The organism is Novosphingobium sp. KN65.2, from assembly GCF_001368935.1.
Lineage (GTDB): Bacteria > Pseudomonadota > Alphaproteobacteria > Sphingomonadales > Sphingomonadaceae > Novosphingobium > Novosphingobium mathurense.
Map to the genome: position 1 here is coordinate 13,884 of NZ_CCBH010000152.1, position 18,038 is coordinate 31,921.

General features: G+C 62.2%; 13 protein-coding genes and 1 pseudogene. 5 read left to right on the top strand and 9 right to left on the bottom strand.

The genetic code is table 11. The annotated features are described in order from the left end of the window. Positions 1 to 68 precede the first annotated feature (68 nt). Positions 69 to 524 (top strand): VOC family protein, encoded by a 456-nt coding sequence (locus SPHV1_RS11895; protein ID WP_054946263.1) that lies wholly within the window; start codon positions 69 to 71, stop codon positions 522 to 524. 302 nt (positions 525 to 826) lie between these two features. Here SPHV1_RS11895 and SPHV1_RS11905 read toward each other — a convergent pair whose 3' ends face one another. From SPHV1_RS11905 to SPHV1_RS26045, 3 genes are all read right to left on the bottom strand, one after another. Beyond that, positions 827 to 2,269, bottom strand: coding sequence for an aldehyde dehydrogenase family protein (locus tag SPHV1_RS11905; RefSeq protein ID WP_054946265.1), 1,443 nt, complete (start codon positions 2,267 to 2,269; stop codon positions 827 to 829). A gap of 151 nt (positions 2,270 to 2,420) precedes the next feature. Beyond that, positions 2,421 to 3,521 carry a CaiB/BaiF CoA-transferase family protein gene (locus SPHV1_RS11910; RefSeq protein ID WP_054946266.1) on the bottom strand — a complete coding sequence of 367 codons (1,101 nt, stop codon included), beginning with the start codon at positions 3,519 to 3,521 and terminating at the stop codon, positions 2,421 to 2,423. Positions 3,522 to 3,609: 88 nt separating this feature from the next. After that, positions 3,610 to 6,279, bottom strand: coding sequence for a LuxR C-terminal-related transcriptional regulator (locus SPHV1_RS26045; protein ID WP_082430980.1), 2,670 nt, complete (start codon positions 6,277 to 6,279; stop codon positions 3,610 to 3,612). A gap of 266 nt (positions 6,280 to 6,545) precedes the next feature. Between SPHV1_RS26045 and SPHV1_RS11920 the strand changes: the two genes are divergently transcribed. Continuing rightward, positions 6,546 to 7,325 (top strand): SDR family oxidoreductase, encoded by a 780-nt coding sequence (locus SPHV1_RS11920; RefSeq protein ID WP_054946267.1) that lies wholly within the window; start codon positions 6,546 to 6,548, stop codon positions 7,323 to 7,325. Between the two features lie 94 nt (positions 7,326 to 7,419). Here SPHV1_RS11920 and SPHV1_RS11925 read toward each other — a convergent pair whose 3' ends face one another. From SPHV1_RS11925 to SPHV1_RS11945, 5 genes are all read right to left on the bottom strand, one after another. Continuing rightward, complete coding sequence (locus tag SPHV1_RS11925; RefSeq protein ID WP_054946268.1) at positions 7,420 to 8,247, bottom strand: SDR family NAD(P)-dependent oxidoreductase; 828 nt, start codon at positions 8,245 to 8,247, stop codon at positions 7,420 to 7,422. A 35-nt stretch (positions 8,248 to 8,282) separates the two neighbouring features. Continuing rightward, positions 8,283 to 9,440 carry an acyl-CoA dehydrogenase family protein gene (locus SPHV1_RS11930; protein WP_054946269.1) on the bottom strand — a complete coding sequence of 386 codons (1,158 nt, stop codon included), beginning with the start codon at positions 9,438 to 9,440 and terminating at the stop codon, positions 8,283 to 8,285. After that, entirely contained in the window at positions 9,437 to 11,593 is a 2,157-nt protein-coding gene (locus SPHV1_RS11935) for a 3-hydroxyacyl-CoA dehydrogenase NAD-binding domain-containing protein (RefSeq protein WP_197277713.1), read from the bottom strand. The genes SPHV1_RS11930 and SPHV1_RS11935 overlap by 4 nt, the downstream gene beginning before the upstream one ends. Before the next feature lie 23 nt (positions 11,594 to 11,616). Further along, positions 11,617 to 12,819: an acetyl-CoA C-acetyltransferase gene (locus SPHV1_RS11940; protein WP_054946271.1), complete on the bottom strand. Its 1,203-nt coding sequence runs from the start codon at positions 12,817 to 12,819 to the stop codon at positions 11,617 to 11,619. 120 nt (positions 12,820 to 12,939) lie between these two features. Then, positions 12,940 to 13,809 carry a tyrosine-protein phosphatase gene (locus tag SPHV1_RS11945; RefSeq protein ID WP_054946314.1) on the bottom strand — a complete coding sequence of 290 codons (870 nt, stop codon included), beginning with the start codon at positions 13,807 to 13,809 and terminating at the stop codon, positions 12,940 to 12,942. Positions 13,810 to 14,037: 228 nt separating this feature from the next. Here SPHV1_RS11945 and SPHV1_RS11950 point away from each other — a divergent pair, with 228 nt between their 5' ends. The 3 genes and pseudogenes from SPHV1_RS11950 (at position 14,038) to SPHV1_RS11960 (ending at position 17,311) form a co-directional block, all read left to right on the top strand. Beyond that, entirely contained in the window at positions 14,038 to 15,720 is a 1,683-nt protein-coding gene (locus SPHV1_RS11950) for an MFS transporter (RefSeq protein ID WP_054946315.1), read from the top strand. 65 nt (positions 15,721 to 15,785) lie between these two features. Next, positions 15,786 to 16,103: pseudogene (locus tag SPHV1_RS11955) on the top strand (transposase); the annotation flags it as partial. 80 nt (positions 16,104 to 16,183) lie between these two features. Next, positions 16,184 to 17,311 (top strand): IS5 family transposase, encoded by a 1,128-nt coding sequence (locus SPHV1_RS11960; RefSeq protein ID WP_054946272.1) that lies wholly within the window; start codon positions 16,184 to 16,186, stop codon positions 17,309 to 17,311. Positions 17,312 to 17,484: 173 nt separating this feature from the next. Here the strand turns inward: SPHV1_RS11960 and SPHV1_RS11965 are convergent, their stop codons facing one another. Next, on the bottom strand, positions 17,485 to 18,015 hold the full coding sequence (locus SPHV1_RS11965; RefSeq protein WP_369817899.1) for a lytic transglycosylase domain-containing protein: 531 nt from the start codon (positions 18,013 to 18,015) through the stop codon (positions 17,485 to 17,487). Positions 18,016 to 18,038 lie beyond the last annotated feature (23 nt).

The following is an 18,038-nucleotide window of genomic DNA, read 5'->3' on the forward strand; positions in this document are numbered from 1 at the left end:
CGAAGCCGGACCCCGCGGTGCGGGACCGAAAAAATAACGCGCGATGCGCGACGGGAGAGGAATGACATATGCTGGGACGACTATCCCATACCGTCATCTGCGTTCGCGATCTGGATGTGTCGGTGGCCTTCTATGAAAAGCTTGGCCTGCACAAATTTTTCGAATTCACGCATGATGATCCGATCGCTGGTGCGGTCGTCGGAGTCGAAACGCGAAAGGTGCGGATGGCCTTCATGCGGCTGGGCGACGAGCCCCATGAACCGTTTCTGGACATTGTTCAGTTCGTTGATCCTCCGACCTATGGCGAACCCTATCCGACGCTGAACAATGTCGGGATTTGCCGTGTCGCCTTCGTGGTCGACGATATCGATCCGGTTTATGAGCGGCTGAAGGCAATGGATGTCGAATTCGTGACGCCGCTCCAGTGGCTGACGACGCCAACTCGCGATCCGCTAGCCATGGTCTGCTTCAAGGATCCGGACGGAAGCTTCCTGGAAATCATTTCCGGACTCAAGGTCGAATAGTGCGGGAGCAGCAGATCCGTACGCGGCATTCGGACGAAGCGGATATCCGCCGCCTGATAATCCTCTACGGCTTTCTGCTGGACGATCGCCGGTTCCATGAGTGGTTGGTGCGGGACAAGGATCGCTGGCGCTTTGCCCGGCGCGATGTACACTTGGCGGGCTACCCCCCGACAGAAGGGGCGGTGAGGGTGCCGGCGAGCTGACAGGCCGCGCTCTGCCCTATCTGATTGACGCGCGAAGTCCTGTGACGAAAATGGCCCGCCCCCCCCTTGCGTGCCGGGCCAGCTGCCGCATCGGCCGCCTCAGGCGATCGTCACGACAGGCGACCGTCGCGTTACCACGGTCTGCGTGTTGGTATATTCGGCAAGCCCCTCCAGCGAGTTTTCCACGCCCATGCCCGACTGTTTATGACCGCCAAAGGCTGCGTGCGGGGAGAAGGTGTGGATTTCGTTGATCCAGATCACCCCCGCCTCGATCCGCTCGCCGATGGAGCGGGCAAGGTCCGCGTCCGCCGACCAGACCGACGCGGCCAGGCCCATGTCGGTATCGTTGGCGCGGGCGACGACATCGTCAATATCGTTAAAGCGCAGTAGCGGTAGCACCGGACCGAACGCTTCTTCCTTGACGACACGCGAATCCTCGGGCGGATTGTCGTAGATGGTGACGGGCACGAAATAGCCCCGCCCTTCGGGCACATCGCCCCCCAATACGGCGTTGAGGCCGTTCGCCTTGGCATCGGCCAGCAGATCCTTTACCTTTTCGAACTGCATCTTGTTCTGGATCGGGCCCAGATCGGTGCCCTGTTGCAGGCCGTCGCCGACCTTCACCGTGCGCGCATAGGCAACCAGCTCATCGCGCAGCGCATCATAAATGTCGTCATGGATGTAGAGCCGCTTGGCCGCGCAACAGAATTGCGCGCTGTTCTGGAACGCGGCCCAGAACAATTCCTTCGCCATCTGCTTGGGATCGACGTCGGGCAGGACGATGGCGGGATCGTTGCCGCCCAGTTCCAGCGTCACGCGCTTGAGGTTCGAGGAGGCGGACGCCATCACCTTCTTACCCGTGGCGGTGGAGCCGGTGAAGGCGATCTTGGCGATGCCGGGATGTTCGGTCATCCAGGCGCCCAGGTCGTTGCCGCCCGATATAACGTTCAGGACGCCCGCTGGCAGCACGTCCCGCAGCAGTTCGCCCAGCTTTAGCGTGCAGAGCGGTGTGTAGGGCGAGGGCTTGAGAACCATCGTGTTGCCCGCGACCAGCGCCGGCGCGATCTTCCAGATCGCCAGCAGGATCGGAAAGTTCCACGGCGTGATCGCACCGATGACGCCCAGCGGCACATGGCGCATCTCGACCATGCGCTCGTCATCCTTTTCGAGCACCGTCGTGGGGAGCGACTGGGACGCGATGCCGCCGCACCAGGCAGCGGAACCACCGACTTCCCAATCGGCGCCGGCCTTCGCCTTGCCCTGTTCCAGCGTCAGCAGGCGGGAAAATTCCTCCGCATGGGCGGTCAGCACGTCGCCGATCTTCGCCACCAGCGCCTGACGTTCCTCGATCGGGCGCGAACTCCAGGCCGGAAAAGCTGCCTTGGCGGACGCCACAGCTTCGTCCAGTTGCGCTTTCGATGCGTCGGGCACGGTCGCGATGACGGCCTCGGTCGCGGGATTATAGGCTTCGAAGTTGGCCAAAGCGCCCACGGCCTTACCATCGATCGTCATCGAATAATCGGAATAGAAATCGACAGACATCCTGCTGCTCCTATCAAATACTTCGCTTTTTCACCCCCTGTTACGGCGTGCGCCCGTGGCAGCGCGCCTATCCTAAGGAGGGAACGGCCTTTGCACCGCAATTCCACGACGTGACGTGCCGTTGCGCGGGTAGATACCGGGGCCGGTCGCCTTATGCCCCCCAGCGCGCAGCCGCCTCTGCCATGGATAGCAACCCCGGTTCGCTGATGGACGGCGGCGTGCCCAGAGTGCGGGGCGCGGGCGCGGGTTGTGCGATGCCGCCGCGCTGGACAAAGCTTTCCCGCGCACGGTTATGGGGATGCAGCGGGGCTTCCGTCATGGACAGAACCGGCGTCACGCAGGCGTCGCTCTCGGCGAACAGCGCCGCCCATTCATCGCGCGAGCGGGTGGCGAAGGTCATGGCGAAGTCCGCCTCCATCGCGGACCAACCGGAGCGGTCATTCTGGTCGTAACCACGATCCTCCAGCCCCAGTCCTCGCACCATCTGCGCGAAGAATTGCGGTTCCAGACAAGCCACGGCCACGTCCCGCCCATCCGCACAGCGATAGCAGCGGTAAAAGGGCGCGGCGCCATCCAGCAGGTTCAAGGCGGGTGCGTCCTGCCAAAGGCCCTTGGGCGCCCAGGCGTAGAAGAGACTCATCAGCGACGCCGCACCATCGCTGATACAGGCATCGACGACCTGCCCCTCGCCCGTCCGCCGCGCCGACAGGATCGCCCCCAGCAGCCCTGCGATCAGGAACATCGCGCCGCCGCCATAGTCGCCCACCAAATTGAGCGGAACCGGCGGCGGGGAATCTTTGGTGCCCATGGCGTGAAGCGCGCCGGTGATCGACAGATAGTTGAGGTCGTGCCCGGCGCGCAGAGCGAGCGGACCCGACTGGCCCCATCCGGTCATGCGACCATAGACGAGCCGGGGATTGCGCTGCAGACAGACGTCCGGCCCCACGCCCAACCGCTCCATCACGCCGGGTCGGAACCCCTCGATCAGCGCGTCGGCCTGTTCGATCAGCAGGAGCAGGCTTTCAACGTCGCGCTCATCCTTCAAATTCATATGCACGACATTGCGACTACGGTGAAGAATGTCGCCGCCCACATCCTCCCATGCGCCCACACCGGCGCTGGCGGCACGCGCGACACGGATGATGTCCGCCCCCATGTCCGCCAGGATCATCGCCGCCAGTGGCACCGGACCGATCGCGTCAATCTCTATGATGCGGATACCCGCCAGCGGTCCTTGGGCGCAGTGTGTCACGGGCTATCCTCGCTTCATGGCAGATCGCGATGCTGCATGGGCGAGAGGTTGCGGAGGAGAACCTGCTTTTAGATAGGCGCCCCATCCCTTACACGAACAGACCCAGCCGCTTGGCCCGCAATGCGGCCTGCGACCTGCGCCGGACGCCCAGCTTGTCGTAGACCTGTTGCAGATACCATTTTACCGTTCCCTCGGTCAGGCCCAGCCGTTCACCGATTTCCCGGTTGCGCAAACCCCCGGCGACCATCGTCAATATCTCTTTTTCCCTGTCCGCCATGCCGGACATCAGGCAGGAGTCGGCTACGTCGTCATCCTCATCGTCGGTTTCCAGAACCGGTTCGCCATGGATGAACGACACGATGCGCGATGCGAAGACATCGGCCGGAGTTTCAATATCCGCCTTGCATCCATAGGTTTCGCTTAGCAGCGAGCAGATCACCTCTCCTTCGTCCAGGAAGATGCGGATCCAGCCACAGGGTTCGGCAAGCTCGATCGCGCCGCGAACCGCTCGCCGCGCCTTGAAACGGTCACCCTGCTGAACCGCAATTTCCGCCAGTAGCAGATAGAATATGACCATGGATCGCTTCGCGCCGTTGCGCTTCGCCAGTTCGAACCAGCGGGTCGCCACCTTCTGCGCCCGCGCGAGATGGTGGCGCTGGATCTCTATCCTGATCCAGGCGATCGCGATCGCCTCGTTCTTCTTCGTGGGCGTCAGCGTGGGCACGGGTTCCTCATCGACCCGGATATCGCCGGCCAGCAACGCCGCCTCGGCCGCGGCAACCTGTCCGGTCTTGACCAGCACCCGCACCTGTTCGGCAACGACCAGCGCCCGCAGCCTGTCGAGACCACATTCGATGGCAACGAGATGCGCTTCTTCCAGACCCGCCAGCGCCTCTGCCATATCGCTCCGTGCGCAGGCGAGGCGAGCCCGGACGATATATCCCGCCGCGACCTCGTCGACCAGACCCCACTGGCGGATGACCGGCTGATACTGGTCGATCAGTTGAGCCGATCGGCCCAGGTCTCCCGCATCGTAGAGCAGTTCCGCCAGCGGAAGCGCCGGCACCGCGGCAACGCTCGATCCGCGACCGACATGCTCTTCGGCGTAGGACAGCGCTTCTTCAAGGAATTGGCGCGCCACGGCCGTCTTGCCCTGTTCCACCAGCGTGGGCGCCACCGTGGCCTTGAGCGCAATCGAGGCAAATTCCGACCCCGGGCGCGCCAATGCGCGCTTCGTTTCAGCTTCAAGCTTCAATATGTCATTGAAATGATACAGTTCGCGACGGGCCGACATGAGCTGAGCCACCAGCGTGCAGCTAAGATAGGGTTGATCATCGCCCAGTTCGAGCAGCAATTTCCCTGCATCGGCCTCGACCAGATGCAGATTGTCGCGCGCCGATTCTAGCACCAGCCGGCGATGCCGAACCAGATGCCCAAGCAGGACATTGTCGGGTTCGCGTTCGGCGATTTCAGCGGCCGCGTTGATGAAGCGCTCCGCCGTCGCATAGGCAAGCGAACGGGTACGCCGCCATGCCAGTGCGAGCAGCAGCATCGGCCGCGTGCTCAGCACCGACCAGGGCAGGTCCGTCGCCAGTTCATCGATATAATAAAGATAGCCCGCATTGATCATCCTGTTCGCCAAGGAATCAAGCCGGTCGGCAATGAATTCGCGGTCCCTGGTCATCTGGGCATGCTGTAGCGCCAGGAGGCCATCGCCGTTTTCCGCGTAACAAAGACTGGCGCGTCGATGGAGCTCGACCGCCAGTTCGGGCATGCGCTCCGCCATGAAATCCGCGGTCATCTTGCGGAACAGCGGGTGATAGACATAGCTGTGCCGTTTGTCTTCCACAGCGGTCAGAAACAGGCCGCCACGATACACCATATCCAAGGTCTCGCGGGCGCTTTCGTCCGCCATGACCGCCGCGCAAGTCGAAGGCGTGAGTTCCGTCAGCACCGATGTTTCGAGCAGGAAGCGGCGGATCCGGTCGGGCAGGTCGGCGACGACCTCCTCCTGAAAATAGCTCGTCAGCTCCGCATGCAGGCTTTCCGAAGGCGGCTTCCAGTTCCCCCCGCGTGCCTTTTGCCAGAGGTAATTTTCCCCGGCCATCACGAGTCCGGATGCCCAGCCATCCATTTCCTCGACGATCTTGCGCATCGCTTCCGCATCGATCGGAATACCGGCGACGCGCGATACCAGCTGGGTCGCTTCTTCAGGTCCTAAACGCAGGTCGGCCGGGCCCACTTCCACCAGGAAACCGAGTGCGCGGATACGGGAAATCGGGATAGCGATGGCCGCGCGCGAAATCAAAATGGTCGTGATGGCATCACGCGCGCCGGCGACAAGAGCGCTGAGAAATTCCCAGACATCGGGCGGCAGCAATTGCGCGTCATCGACGATGAGAATCAATTTGTCGGTATATTGAACCGCGAGCCGAGCAAGCCAGATGTCAACATCGTCGCTCGCGTCAAACGCGGGCCAGTCCAGACCGGCTGCCCTGCCCGCTTCCTTCACTGCAAGAAGGAAGGAAGGAAGATCGCGGATGCCTGCCCTCACCGCCACCCAGAGTGCAGGCCGGCCCTCCTTTCTCAGGCTTTCGAACCATTGGAGAGCTGCCGTGGTCTTGCCGCTGCCCGCGTGCCCAATGATCGTGGTGAGGCGAGATTCCGCGACCTTGCGGGTCAGCCCGTCCAAGGCGGTACGTTTTACCAGAACCGTCCTGGGTTGCGGGGCAACGATCGCCGTGGGCACGAGCGCCATTTGACCTCTCCTATCTTTCGCCGGGTTTCCCGGCTTTGAGGACCAATCAACCAGCAACAGCGGCTTTTCGCTCCTATCTTTGGATAGGATAAAGACAAGAGAGGCCGTTCGGCAAGGGAAAGCTTTGCCTCGGGCGCGGCAAAATATGGAACGACGCGTGGAACCCTATCCGCCGACAGGTCCGCTTTTTTGACATCCCGGCATCAGGAAAGCAGACACTCAGGGAGAACCTCGATGACCATCTCATGCCGAAAGGCCAACAAGAAATGAGCCAGGACCTGTTCCGTTTGGACAATAAGGTCGCCCTGGTCACGGGCGGCGCTCAGGGCCTCGGCCGTATGATCGCCGAAGGGTTGCTGCGCGTCGGCGCGACCGTGGCCATCACCTCGCGCAAAGCCGACATTTGTGAAAAGTCGGCAGAGGAAATGACAGCACTGGGCCGCTGCGTGCCGCTACCCGCCGACCTGTCCACGCCGGAAGCCGCCGTCGAACTGGCCGCGCACTTCCGCGAAACGCTGGGCGCCTGCCATATCCTCGTCAATAATGCCGGCAAGACCTGGGGCGGCGCGATCGACAGCTTCCCCGACAAGGCATGGCCCAGCGTCATGAGCGTCAATGTACAGACGCCCTTCACGCTGGTGCGGGAACTGCTGCCCGAACTCAGCGCGGCGGGCACCCCCGACGATCCGGCGCGGATCATCAATATCGGGTCGGTGGCAGGCGTGAAGACAGAGAAGCTGCAAGCTTATAGCTATGCGGCATCGAAGGCCGCGATCCACATGCTGACCCGCGATCTTGCCGGCGACCTGGCGGCACGCAACATCACGGTCAATGCCGTCATCCCCGGCTATTTTCCGACCAAGATGACCGCCCATATGCGTGAAGAAGACACCGTCGATCCCACATTGCTGTCGCATATCCCGATGAAGCGGCTCGGCAGGCCCGAAGACATCGCAGGCACCGTCATCTTCCTCTGCTCGCGCGGCGGTGGCTATGTGACGGGGACTCTGCTGCCGGTGGATGGTGGCTTGGTCGGTTGCGGATAAAGTAATCGCCCAATCCCGTCGGAAACTATCCCGATCGGGCTGAGCCCTTCGACAGGCTCAGCCCGAACGGAGACCGAGGGTCAGGGCCGGCCCTTCAAAGCGACCATCCGCCGCCGGCAACGATCGTCTGGCCGGTGATATAATCCGCCTCGGGCAGGCACAGCAGATAGACCGCGCCCGCCGCCTCCTCCGGTGTGCCCGCGCGGCCCAGCGGGATGCCGCTTTCCATCGCGTCGAGAATCTCCTGGCTGACCCCGGCCTTGATCTCCTTGCCTTTCATGGTGATGGAGGATTTGCCCGCCTCTCCCGCCGTCATGCGCGTCATGATGACACCGAATGCAACCGCGTTCACCGTGACATTATAACGGCCCCATTCCTTCATCAGCGTGTTGGTGACGCCCACGACCCCCATCTTGCCCGCCGCATAGGCGACCTGCCCCGCATTGCCGCCAAGACCGGCCACGGACGAGATGTTGACGACGGTGCGGCGCTGCGCCCGGCCGGTGGCGGCGATTTCCGCCTTGGCCGCTTCCGCAATGACGGGCTGCGCGGCGCGCAGGATGCGGAAGGGCGCGTTCAGGTGGACGTCGATCATCGCCGCCCATTGTTCATCGCTCGTCTTCTGGATCACCGCATCCCAGGCATAGCCCGCATTGTTGATGACGATGTCGATCGTGCCGAAGGCATCCATGGCCGCGTTGACGAATTTCTGCGCGAAATCGGGCGCGGTTACGTCACCGATACAGGTGACCGCGCGTCCACCCGCCGCCTCGATCTCGCCGGCCGTCTCGTCCGCGAACACCGCGTCCAGATCATTCACCACGACGCTGGCGCCCGCACCCGCCAATTTAAGCGCGATCGCCTTGCCGATCCCCCGACCCGAACCCGAAACCAGTGCGACCTTATTCTGTAGAACCTTCAACCAAACTTCTCCCTCGCCCGCCTGGGCGCGCCCTGTCAACTAAGCTTGCGCTCATCCAGTCCCAGCGACCGGCCGATGATCTCGCGCATGATCTCCGACGTGCCCGCGAAGATGCGGCTGATCCGCGCATCGGTATACATGCGGCAGATGCGATATTCGTTCATATAGCCCGCGCCACCGTGCAACTGGACACATTCGTCCATCACCCGGCCTTCCAACTCGCTGGTCAGCAGCTTCGCAGCAGAGGCATCCTCGGCCTTCAATTCGCCCGCGTTGAGCAGAAGCACGCACTGGTCGACATAGGTCTGCGCCATGTCCAGCTCCGCGCGCATCGTCGCCATCTTGAAGCGGGTATTCTGGAACGCGCCGATGGGTTTGCCGAAGGCGCGGCGTTCCTTGACGAAGTCCAGCGTGATGTCGAACGCCGTCTGCGCCGTCGCCAGAAAGCCGATCGCCGCGACGATCCGTTCCTGCGCCAGGAAGCGGGCAAGATAGGCGAAACCCTGGCCCGGATCGCCCAGTACATTGGCCTTTGGCACCTTCACATCGTTGAAGAACAGCTCGGCGGTATCCTGGGACTTGAGGCCCATCTTGTCGAGCTTGCGCCCGCGCTCGAACCCTTCCATCCCCCGTTCGACGACGAAAAGGCCCAGGCTGTGCTTCACATCGGGGTCGGTGCGCGCGGCGACGACCACCAGATCAGACAATATGCCGTTGGAGATATAGGTCTTTGCCCCATTGAGCAGCCAGTGATCGCCCCTATCCTCCGCCCGTGTGCGGATGCCCGCCAGGTCGGATCCGGTCGACGGCTCCGTCATCGCCACGGCCAGGATCTTCTCGCCGCTGACGATGCCGGGCATCCAGCGGTCCTTCTGCTCGTCGGTGCCGAGCTTGGCTATATAAGGCGCGACAAGATCATTGTGCAGGTTGATGTAAAAGCCGATGTCGCCATGGTGCATATTCTCTTCGATGATGATCTGCTCGAAGCGGAAGTCGTCGATGCCGGCGCCGCCATATTTCTCATCAGCCCAGGTGCAGATCAGTCCCTGCGCCCCGGCCTTCAGAAACAGTTCCCGGTCGACCATGCCTTGCTCGCGGAACCGCTCGACATGCGGCGCCACTTCGGCAGCCATGAACTTGATGACGCTTTCGCGGAACTGTTCATGCTCCGCTTCGAAGATCAGCCTTTTCATGCCATTTCCCGATCCTTGACGGACGCGGCTTCGCCATAGAAAGGCTCGCGCCGTTCAGCCTTCGCCCGCAGCCAGGCGGACGGCAGGAAGCGGTCGCCATATTTCCAGGCCAGCTCGTCCGCCCACGCCACGAAATTCTCGATGCCGACGGTGTCGATATAGCTGATCGTGCCGCCGGTCCAAAGCGGGAAACCCCAGCCATAGACCGCGCCCAGATCCGCGTCCTGCGGCGTTTCCAGCACGCCTTCCTCCAGGCAGCGGGCGGTTTCCATCGCCTGCGCGAAGAGGAAACGCTGCTTCAGCTCCTCCTGATCGGGCTGCCGCGCCGCGACCGGGAAATGCTCGGCAAGGCCCTTCCAGATATGCTTCGACGCGCCCTGGGGATAATCATAGAAGCCGCCGCCGGCCTTTCGGCTGCCGCGTCCCATGCCGATCATCTTCCGCAACACCGGCAGGCCGCGCTCGATCGTGTAGGTGTTGCCTTTCGTGCCGGCCGCGTCGTCGACAATCTTGACGGGCAGTTCCATCGTCACCTCATCGAGCAACGCCAGCGGTCCGGTGGGGAAACCGGCCGCTTTCGCGGCGTTCTCGATACGCGCGGGCTCGATGCCCTCCTCGACCATCGCCACACCTTCGAAGATGAACATGCGGAACACGCGGCTAGTGTAGAAACCCCGGCTGTCGTTCACCACGATCGGCGTCTTGCGCAGCTGGGCGATGAAGTCCAGCGTGCGCGCCAGCGTCTCGTCCGACGTCTGCTTGCCGCGGATCACCTCGACCAGACCCATCCGGTCGACCGGCGAGAAGAAGTGGGTGCCGATATATTTGTCGGGCCGGCTCGATGCCTGCGCCAGCTGGGAAATCGGCAGCGTCGACGTGTTCGATCCGAACAAGGCGCCGGCCGGGATCACCGCCTCCGCCTTGCGGGTCGTGTCGGCCTTGATGCCGATATCCTCGAACACCGCCTCGACAATCATGTCGCAGCCATCGAGCAGCGCATAATCGTCGGTCGGGGTGATCCGTGCCAGCACCTCGTCCGCCCTGGACTGGGTCAGCTTGCCTTTTTCGACCAGCTTGCCCTGCACCTTGGCCGAATAATCCTTGCCCTTCTGCGCGGTCGGCACGTCGCGGTCGAGCAGCACGACCTCTATCCCGGCATTGGCCGAGACATATGCGATGCCCGCCCCCATCATGCCCGCGCCCAGCACGCCGACCTTCTTCACCTCGCTCTTCGCGACGCCTGCGGGGCGGCGGGCGCCCTTTTCGGCGGCCTGCTTGGAAATGAAGCTGGTACGGATGATGTTGCTGGCGACCGGATCGCTCAGCAGTTTGGCGAAATATTTGCCCTCGACGGTCAGCGCCTTGTCGAACGGCAGTTGCAGCCCTTCGAACACGCAGGACAGGATGGCGAGCGGCGCGGGCGTGTTATAGCCCTTTTTGGCGATGTTCGCCGCCGCGAGCGTATAGGCCAGCGCGTCCTCGGGCACGGTCATGCCCTTCTTCTGCGGGGGCACCCAGCCCTTGACGTCCCAGGGCTTCACCGGATCCGGTCCGGTCGCCAGCCAGGCGCGGGCACGATCGATCAACTGGTCCGCAGGAACGACCTCATCAACGATCTTGAGCTTGAGCGCTTCGGCGGGCGCGACCGTACGGCCCGACAGCAGCAGGTCGAGCGCGGCCTTCATGCCCGCGATGATGCCCAGGCGCACCGTGCCGCCCGATCCGGGCAGCAGGCCGACATTGATTTCGGGCAGGCCGACCAGCGCCCTGGCATCGTCCACCAGGATGCGGTGATGGCAGGCCAGCGCCAGTTCGAAACCGCCGCCCAGCGCAAGCCCACCCAGAGCCGCGACCCAGGGCTTGCCGGACATTTCCATGGCGCGATGCATCTGCGTCGCCTTCTGCGAGAAGGCATAGGCCTCCTGCTTGCTGTAGCCGCGCACCAGTTGCTTGAGGTCCGCGCCCGCCATGAACGCTTTCTTCGCGCTGGTCAGGATCACGCCCTTGATGCTGTCGTCGGCGGCAATCGCGGCGGTCGCCTCCGCCATGTCGGCGATGAAGGCGTCGTTGACGATGTTCATCGATTCATCCGCATTGTCGAGGATGAGGGTGGCGAAGCCGTCGGCGGCCTTTTCGATCTTCATATGTCGCATGTTCTTGGCTTTCCGCTTCGCGCTCAGACGCGCTCGATGATGCAGGCCGTGCCCAGGCCGTTGGCCGCGCACAGAGAAATGGCGCCGGTATTGAGGTCGCGCCGCTCCAGTTCGTCGAGAACCGTGCCGACCAGCATCGCGCCGGTCGCGCCCAGCGGATGGCCCATGGCGATGGCGCCGCCATTCACGTTCATCCGGTCATGCGGCACGTCCATTTCCTTCATGAAACGCATGACGACGCTGGCGAAGGCCTCGTTCAGTTCCCATAGGTCGATGTCGTCCTTGCCCATGCCTGCGGCCTTCAGCGCCTTCTGGCAGACCGCCGTCGGGGCGGAGAGCATGATGGTCGGTTCCGATCCGATATTGGCATAGGCGCGCACGCGGGCACGCGGCTTGAGGCCCGCCTTTTCCCCGAATTCCTTCGATCCGATCAGGACGAGACCCGCGCCGTCGACGATGCCGGAGCTGTTGCCGCCATGATGGACATAGTTCAGCTCCTCGATTTCCGGATAACGGTCCTTCACCACCGCCTCGAAGCCCGCCTTGCCGAAGCCTTCGAAGGAAGCCTTGAGCTTCGCCAGATTGTCCAGCGTCGTGCCAGGGCGCAGATGTTCGTCATGATCGAGGATCACGTCGCCCAGCACGTCCTTCACCGGCACGATCGCACCCTTGAAACGGCCCTCGGCCCAGGCCTGCGCCGCGCGGTTCTGGCTTTCGACCGCGAAGGCGTCCACATCTTCGCGGCTGAATCCTTCCAGTGTCGCGATCAGGTCCGCGCCGATGCCCTGTGGCGCATAATGGTTGGTGTAGGCGATGGTCGGATCGGCGGTCCAGGCGCCACTGTCATAACCCATGACAGTGCGGCTCATCGATTCGACGCCGCCGCCGATGCCCGCCTGGATCATGCCCGAATGGATCTGCGCGGAGATCAGGTTGACCGCGTCAAGGCCGGTGGCGCAGAAGCGGTGAATCTGCTGGCCGCCGACCGTCTGGGCATAGCCCGCCTGTAGCACGGCCGCGCGGGCGAGCACGCCGCCTTGCTCGCCGACCGGCTGGGCCATGCCGATGATCACATCGTCCAGCAGCGCGGTGTCGAGCGCATTGCGGTCCCGCACCGCCTGCAGCAGTTGCGTCGCCAGCTGCACGGAAGGAATTTCATGCAGCGCGCCGTCCGGTCGACCTTTGCCACGGGGGGTGCGCACATGATCGTAAATATAGGCTTCCATCGATCTATCCTGCTAAACGCTGGGCCCTGTTGAGCTAGGCCTTGCGTTCACATTGAATAGACCGACGCTCTCGCCACCTATCTAAGGGCGGGCCGAGAGCTGCCCGCGCGGCGGTTTCCCCTATTCGGTATATAGAGCGCGAAGTCGCGCGATCTTGAGCTGGTCCAGCCCCAGCCGGTCGCGCAGATAGGCTTTCGCTCCACCGGGATATCCGTCGATGACCTTGAACACCGCCTCGATCGACGGCCGCGCCGAACTGACCATCACCTTCGCCATGGCAGGAGGAATCTTCCCCCAGGTCTGCGCGGCAGGACCGACCTGGGCCAACTGGAAATATCGATTCGTCAGAAGGTAATCCTGGATCACGGTTTCACGCGGAACGCCGAGCGCCGTCAGCACGAGGGCGGCGGCAATGCCCGTGCGGTCCCGCCCGGCGGAACAATGGAAGACGAGCGGCGCATTGCCGGCCAGCAACTGGTCGAACAGCCGCCGATACTGGCCGTTGAACTGGTCGAGGATGACCGGATACATCTCTACCATCTTGGCCTGGACTTCGTCGGGCGTCATGTCCTGGAGGTTGGTCATGTGTCGGCCCAGAATGGCGAAATCATAATCGTCGGCTAGGATTCGCGGCGCCTGACCCGTCGGCCAGTCTGTCGGTTCCGCCGCACGTTCCTGCGTCGACCGGAAATCGACCTCCATCTGCAGGCCGAGCATTTTGAGATAGGCGAAGTCGGCCGGGGTAAAGCCATGCAGGGACCCCGACCGGAACAACAGGCCCCAGCGAACATGGCGATGATCTTCGGTGGGATAGCCCCCCAGATCTCTGAAATTCTGTCCCCCGTCCAGAGGCAGCGCCCGATCGTAGCTGTACTGCGCCGGCGGTTGAGGCAGCGCGGCAGGCGCTTCTGCGGCGGTGACCTCAAACGGCAGCGTCAGGACCAACAACAATCCGGAAAAGCACCTGGCCGTGGATCGGGAAATTTTCATCATCTGCCCCTCATGCAAACTGCTGCTTTGTCGCTTGATCGATTTTCGCACCTTCGCCACTCACGCGCCCATTCCAAGCAGCCCCATCGAAATAGCCATGATATGTGCTGGTAACTTCTTCCAACCTATCGTGCGATAGAGGGCGGATCCTCCCCTGCTGTCATGTTGTGAGTTTGATCGTCCGGGCCAGCCAAGCCTTCGGTCTATCCATCCACTTTGGGGGGCATCGTGAAAACACGGTCAAATCGTGAAGGTTCTGACAGCGGAGCCCCCCTTAGTCCGTTGCGGGAGCGGACCTTCCGTAACATCTGGTCGGCCAGTATCTTTAGCAATCTGGGTCAGTTGATGTTCGGTGTAGCCGCAGCCTGGGAAATGACCCGGCTCAGCCATTCGCCCACTATGGTGGCTATGATCCAGACCGCAATGATGCTGCCCATGGTCGCTGTTACTCTACCCGCTGGTGCGCTCGCCGATATGTTCGACCGCCGTAAGGTGGCAATCGCAGGGCTTAGCTTTTCGGCTCTGGCAGTCAGCGTTCTGGCCGCCATCGCCATTCTGGGCGCCACCACCTCCTGGCTCCTCCTGGTTTTCTGCGCAATGCTTGGAATTGGCACGGCGCTCTTCTCGCCATCATGGCAAGCATCGATCCCGGAACAGGTTTCGCGACCCAATCTCACTGCTGCCATTGCCCTGTCATCGATCAGCTACAATATCGCACGCAGCTTTGGCCCGGCGCTTGGTGGCATTGTCATCGTTCTGTCAGGAGCGAAGGCCGTCTTCGTGCTCACCGCAGGGTGCTATGTTCCCCTGCTTGCAGCCTTCTTCTGCTGGAAGCGAAAACAGATTCCTTCCCGCCTGCCGCCGGAACGGATTGACCGCGCCATTCAATCGGGCATGCGCTACGCCCTTCATTCTCCGGGCATCCGCGCCGTTCTTGTCCGTACGCTACTGTTTGGCTTCGGAGCCAACGCGACAATATTGGCGATGGCCCCCCTCATCGTCAAAGACTTGCTTTCAGGAAACGCGATCACCCTCGGTGTCCTGCTGAGCTCGCAGGGAGCAGGCGCAATCGCGGGCGCGACGATGGTCAGCCGCATCCGGGCTCGGTTTGAAACGGAAGCCGCGATTCGAGTCGCGGCCGTTGTCGCCGGGTTCTCGCTGATGCTGATTGGGTTCAGCCACTCGATAGCCCTTACTGTTGCGGCGTTCTTCATTTTCGGCATCGTGTATATCATCACGGCGGCTCTGCTGAATGTGAGCCTCCAACTCTCCGCGCCTAGATGGGTGGTTGCACGGACATTGTCGCTGTTCACGTGCGCAATGACTGCAGGCATCGCCGCCGGCGCCATAGTTTGGGGGATGATTGCGTCCGCGCATGATGTGGGTATCGCCATCATCTCGTCGGGCGTCTTCTCAATTCTCAGTTGCGGTGTCGGACACTTTCTCGGTCTTGCCGGCAACATGGAAGAAGTACAGGCGCCAGCTACGCTCACCCACGAACCCGACGTCGGGATGCCGCTGACCATACGCTCGGGGCCAATTGTGATTGAGTCCGAATATGATGTCGAACCGGAACAGGCCCGCGCATTTTATGAAATCATGATGAAGCTGCGGCGCGCGCGCCAGCAAATAGGCGCCTTCAACTGGTCGATCGCACGGGACATTGCAAATCCGGCCATCTGGACCGAGCGCTATCAGTGCCCGACATGGGGGGATTATCTGCACATGCGCGATCGCTATTCCGGAGCGGAATTGGAGTTGCAGTTGCAGGCCAATGCCTTTCATCGCGGGGGAACACGGAAAGCAACTCGGCGCCTAGAGCGACCCTATGGCTCGGTACGTTGGAAGGCGGATTCGTTGGATTCAAAGCAAGAGCTTCTTCCGTATTTCGGTCCCGCGGGTTCCGCTTAACTCGGCTTTGTTGCGCAAATGGAGGCGGGATTCCGTTTGTGAATCCAGAATGTTAAGGCGAGGGGATGAGCAAGCCGCTGCGCGCACGCTATCGTACGACGAATTGGAAATCCTACAACGCAGCGTTGGCTCGGCGCGGGTCGCTTCAGATATGGTTTGATCCCGGGATGCAGTGGTTGTCGCCGCCAACCGGCAAGCGGGGACGTCAGCCTGTCTTCTCTGAGGCTGCGATCCAAGCCTGCCTGACGCTGAAGGCGTTGTTCAAGCTGCCTTTGCGCCAGACGACAGGCATGGTCGCAAGCCTTCTGGAGATGCTCGGGCTCGATTGGCCGGTGCCGGACTTCAGTACGCTAAGCCGGCGGCAGAAAACCCTTCTCGTTGAACAGGCTGCGGAAAAAGGAGCTTGCACTGAGGTGACATTGCTGATTCCAGGATCGCGTAGAGTGATGTTGAAAGGATCGGGATGCGCGGCGGTGATGAGGGGAGCGAGGGGCTGTTCTCGTGCGTGAGTTGCGAGGCTCGGGTGCCGGCGAACCATCCCCTTCGCGCGATCCGGGCGATTGTCGATGAAGCGCTGGAAGTGCTGTCTGCGGATTTCGACGGCCTGTATTCTCGTATCGGGAGGCCTTCGATCCCGCCCGATAAGCTCCTTCGCGCTTTGCTCTTGCAGGCCTTCTATTCGATCCGCTCGGAACGCCAGTTGATGGAGCAGATGGACTACAACTTGCTCTTCCGCTGGTTCGTCGGCCTGGCGATGGATACGCCAATCTGGGATGTCACGGTCTTCACCAAGAACCGCGAGAGGCTGCTGTCCGGGGACGTTGCCGCCAAATTCCTGTCAGCCATCATCAGCCAAGCGCGCGTACAGGCTCTTCTGTCGGACGATCATTTCTCGGTGGATGGCACGTTGATCGAAGCGTGGGCCAGCGTGAAGAGCTTCAGGCCCAAGGATGAAGGCGGCCTTGGGGATGACCATGACGGCGGGTCGATCTCCAGCCACAGCGAGCAGGGAACAGCGCCGGCCGGCCGCAATGCCGAACGCGATTTTCGCGGCGAGAAGCGCAGCAATGCAACCCACGCATCGACCACCGATCCTGATGCCCGGCTGTTCAAGAAGGCGCGCGGCCAGGCTGCGAAGCTGTGCCACATGGCCCATGTCCTCATGGAGAACCGCAACGGCCTCGTTGTCGATGCGCTCCTGACCCACGCCACCGGCACCGCCGAACGCGAGGCCGCGCTGACCATGCTGGGCCGCATGGAAGGGCGCCATCGGATTACACTGGGGGCGGACAAGAACTATGATACCGCCGCCTTCGTCGCGGCGCTGCGTGAGATGGACGTCACCCCACACGTCGCCCAGAACAACACCAACCGGCGTTCTGCCATCGACGGGCGCACGACACGCCATACCGGCTACGGCCTCTCCCAGAAAATTTGCAAGCGGATCGAAGAGGTGTTCGGATGGGCAAAGACCTGCGGCAACATGCGAAGGACCCGCCATCGAGGTCAGGATCGCGTCGGATGGTCCTTCACGCTCACTGCTGCCGCCTACAACCTCATCAGACTGCCGAAACTGCTGGCTGTGGCCTAACCGTGCCGCTCACATCACCAAGACCGCGCCAACATGGCAGGCAACTTCGAATTACATCCTCGAATGAGCGACATCCTCGCCCCACACCCTCGAAGTCCAGGCACTGGCGGCCACTGCGCCGCCTTTTTCCGCAACCTGATAAACATACGACGCGTTCGTGCAGGACGAATATCTCACCGTTCAACAAAGGCATCTTTCCCAAATCTTTGCTGCATGCGCTTCGCCACGCTCAGCGAATAGCGTCGTTGCCGCCAGGCCGTCGGGCTGTGATAGACGCCAACCGCTCGCCAAAAGTCTCCTGTATCCCGCAGCGCCGCCAGAAATATCCAGCGGGCCGCTTCCACGTTAAAGCAAGCATCGAAGCGGAGCCAATTGCGGACCTCAGGGCCTGACCTGCCCATCAGCTCTGCAATCCTCGGCACCCACCAACTATTGATCTGCAACGGGCCAAGATCGTGCGTGCCATTCGTGTTGCTGACCTCGGCGCCAATCCAGCCCGCCTCCTGGTCGCGCAGGCCCCAGAGGGTTTTTTCAAGCCAAGGGCGGCCCTCTGCAGCGTCGTGGATGCAACTGGCAAGGCGGGCCTCATCGGCCTTACGCACCGCAGCATGCACCGGCGTTGCCATAAGCATGAACGCCGACGCCGGCAACCAAAGACGAGACACCTGCCCGAATAGCATAGGTCGAAAGACATTGGCGATCATGGGCGAACTCCTTCACAGTCAGG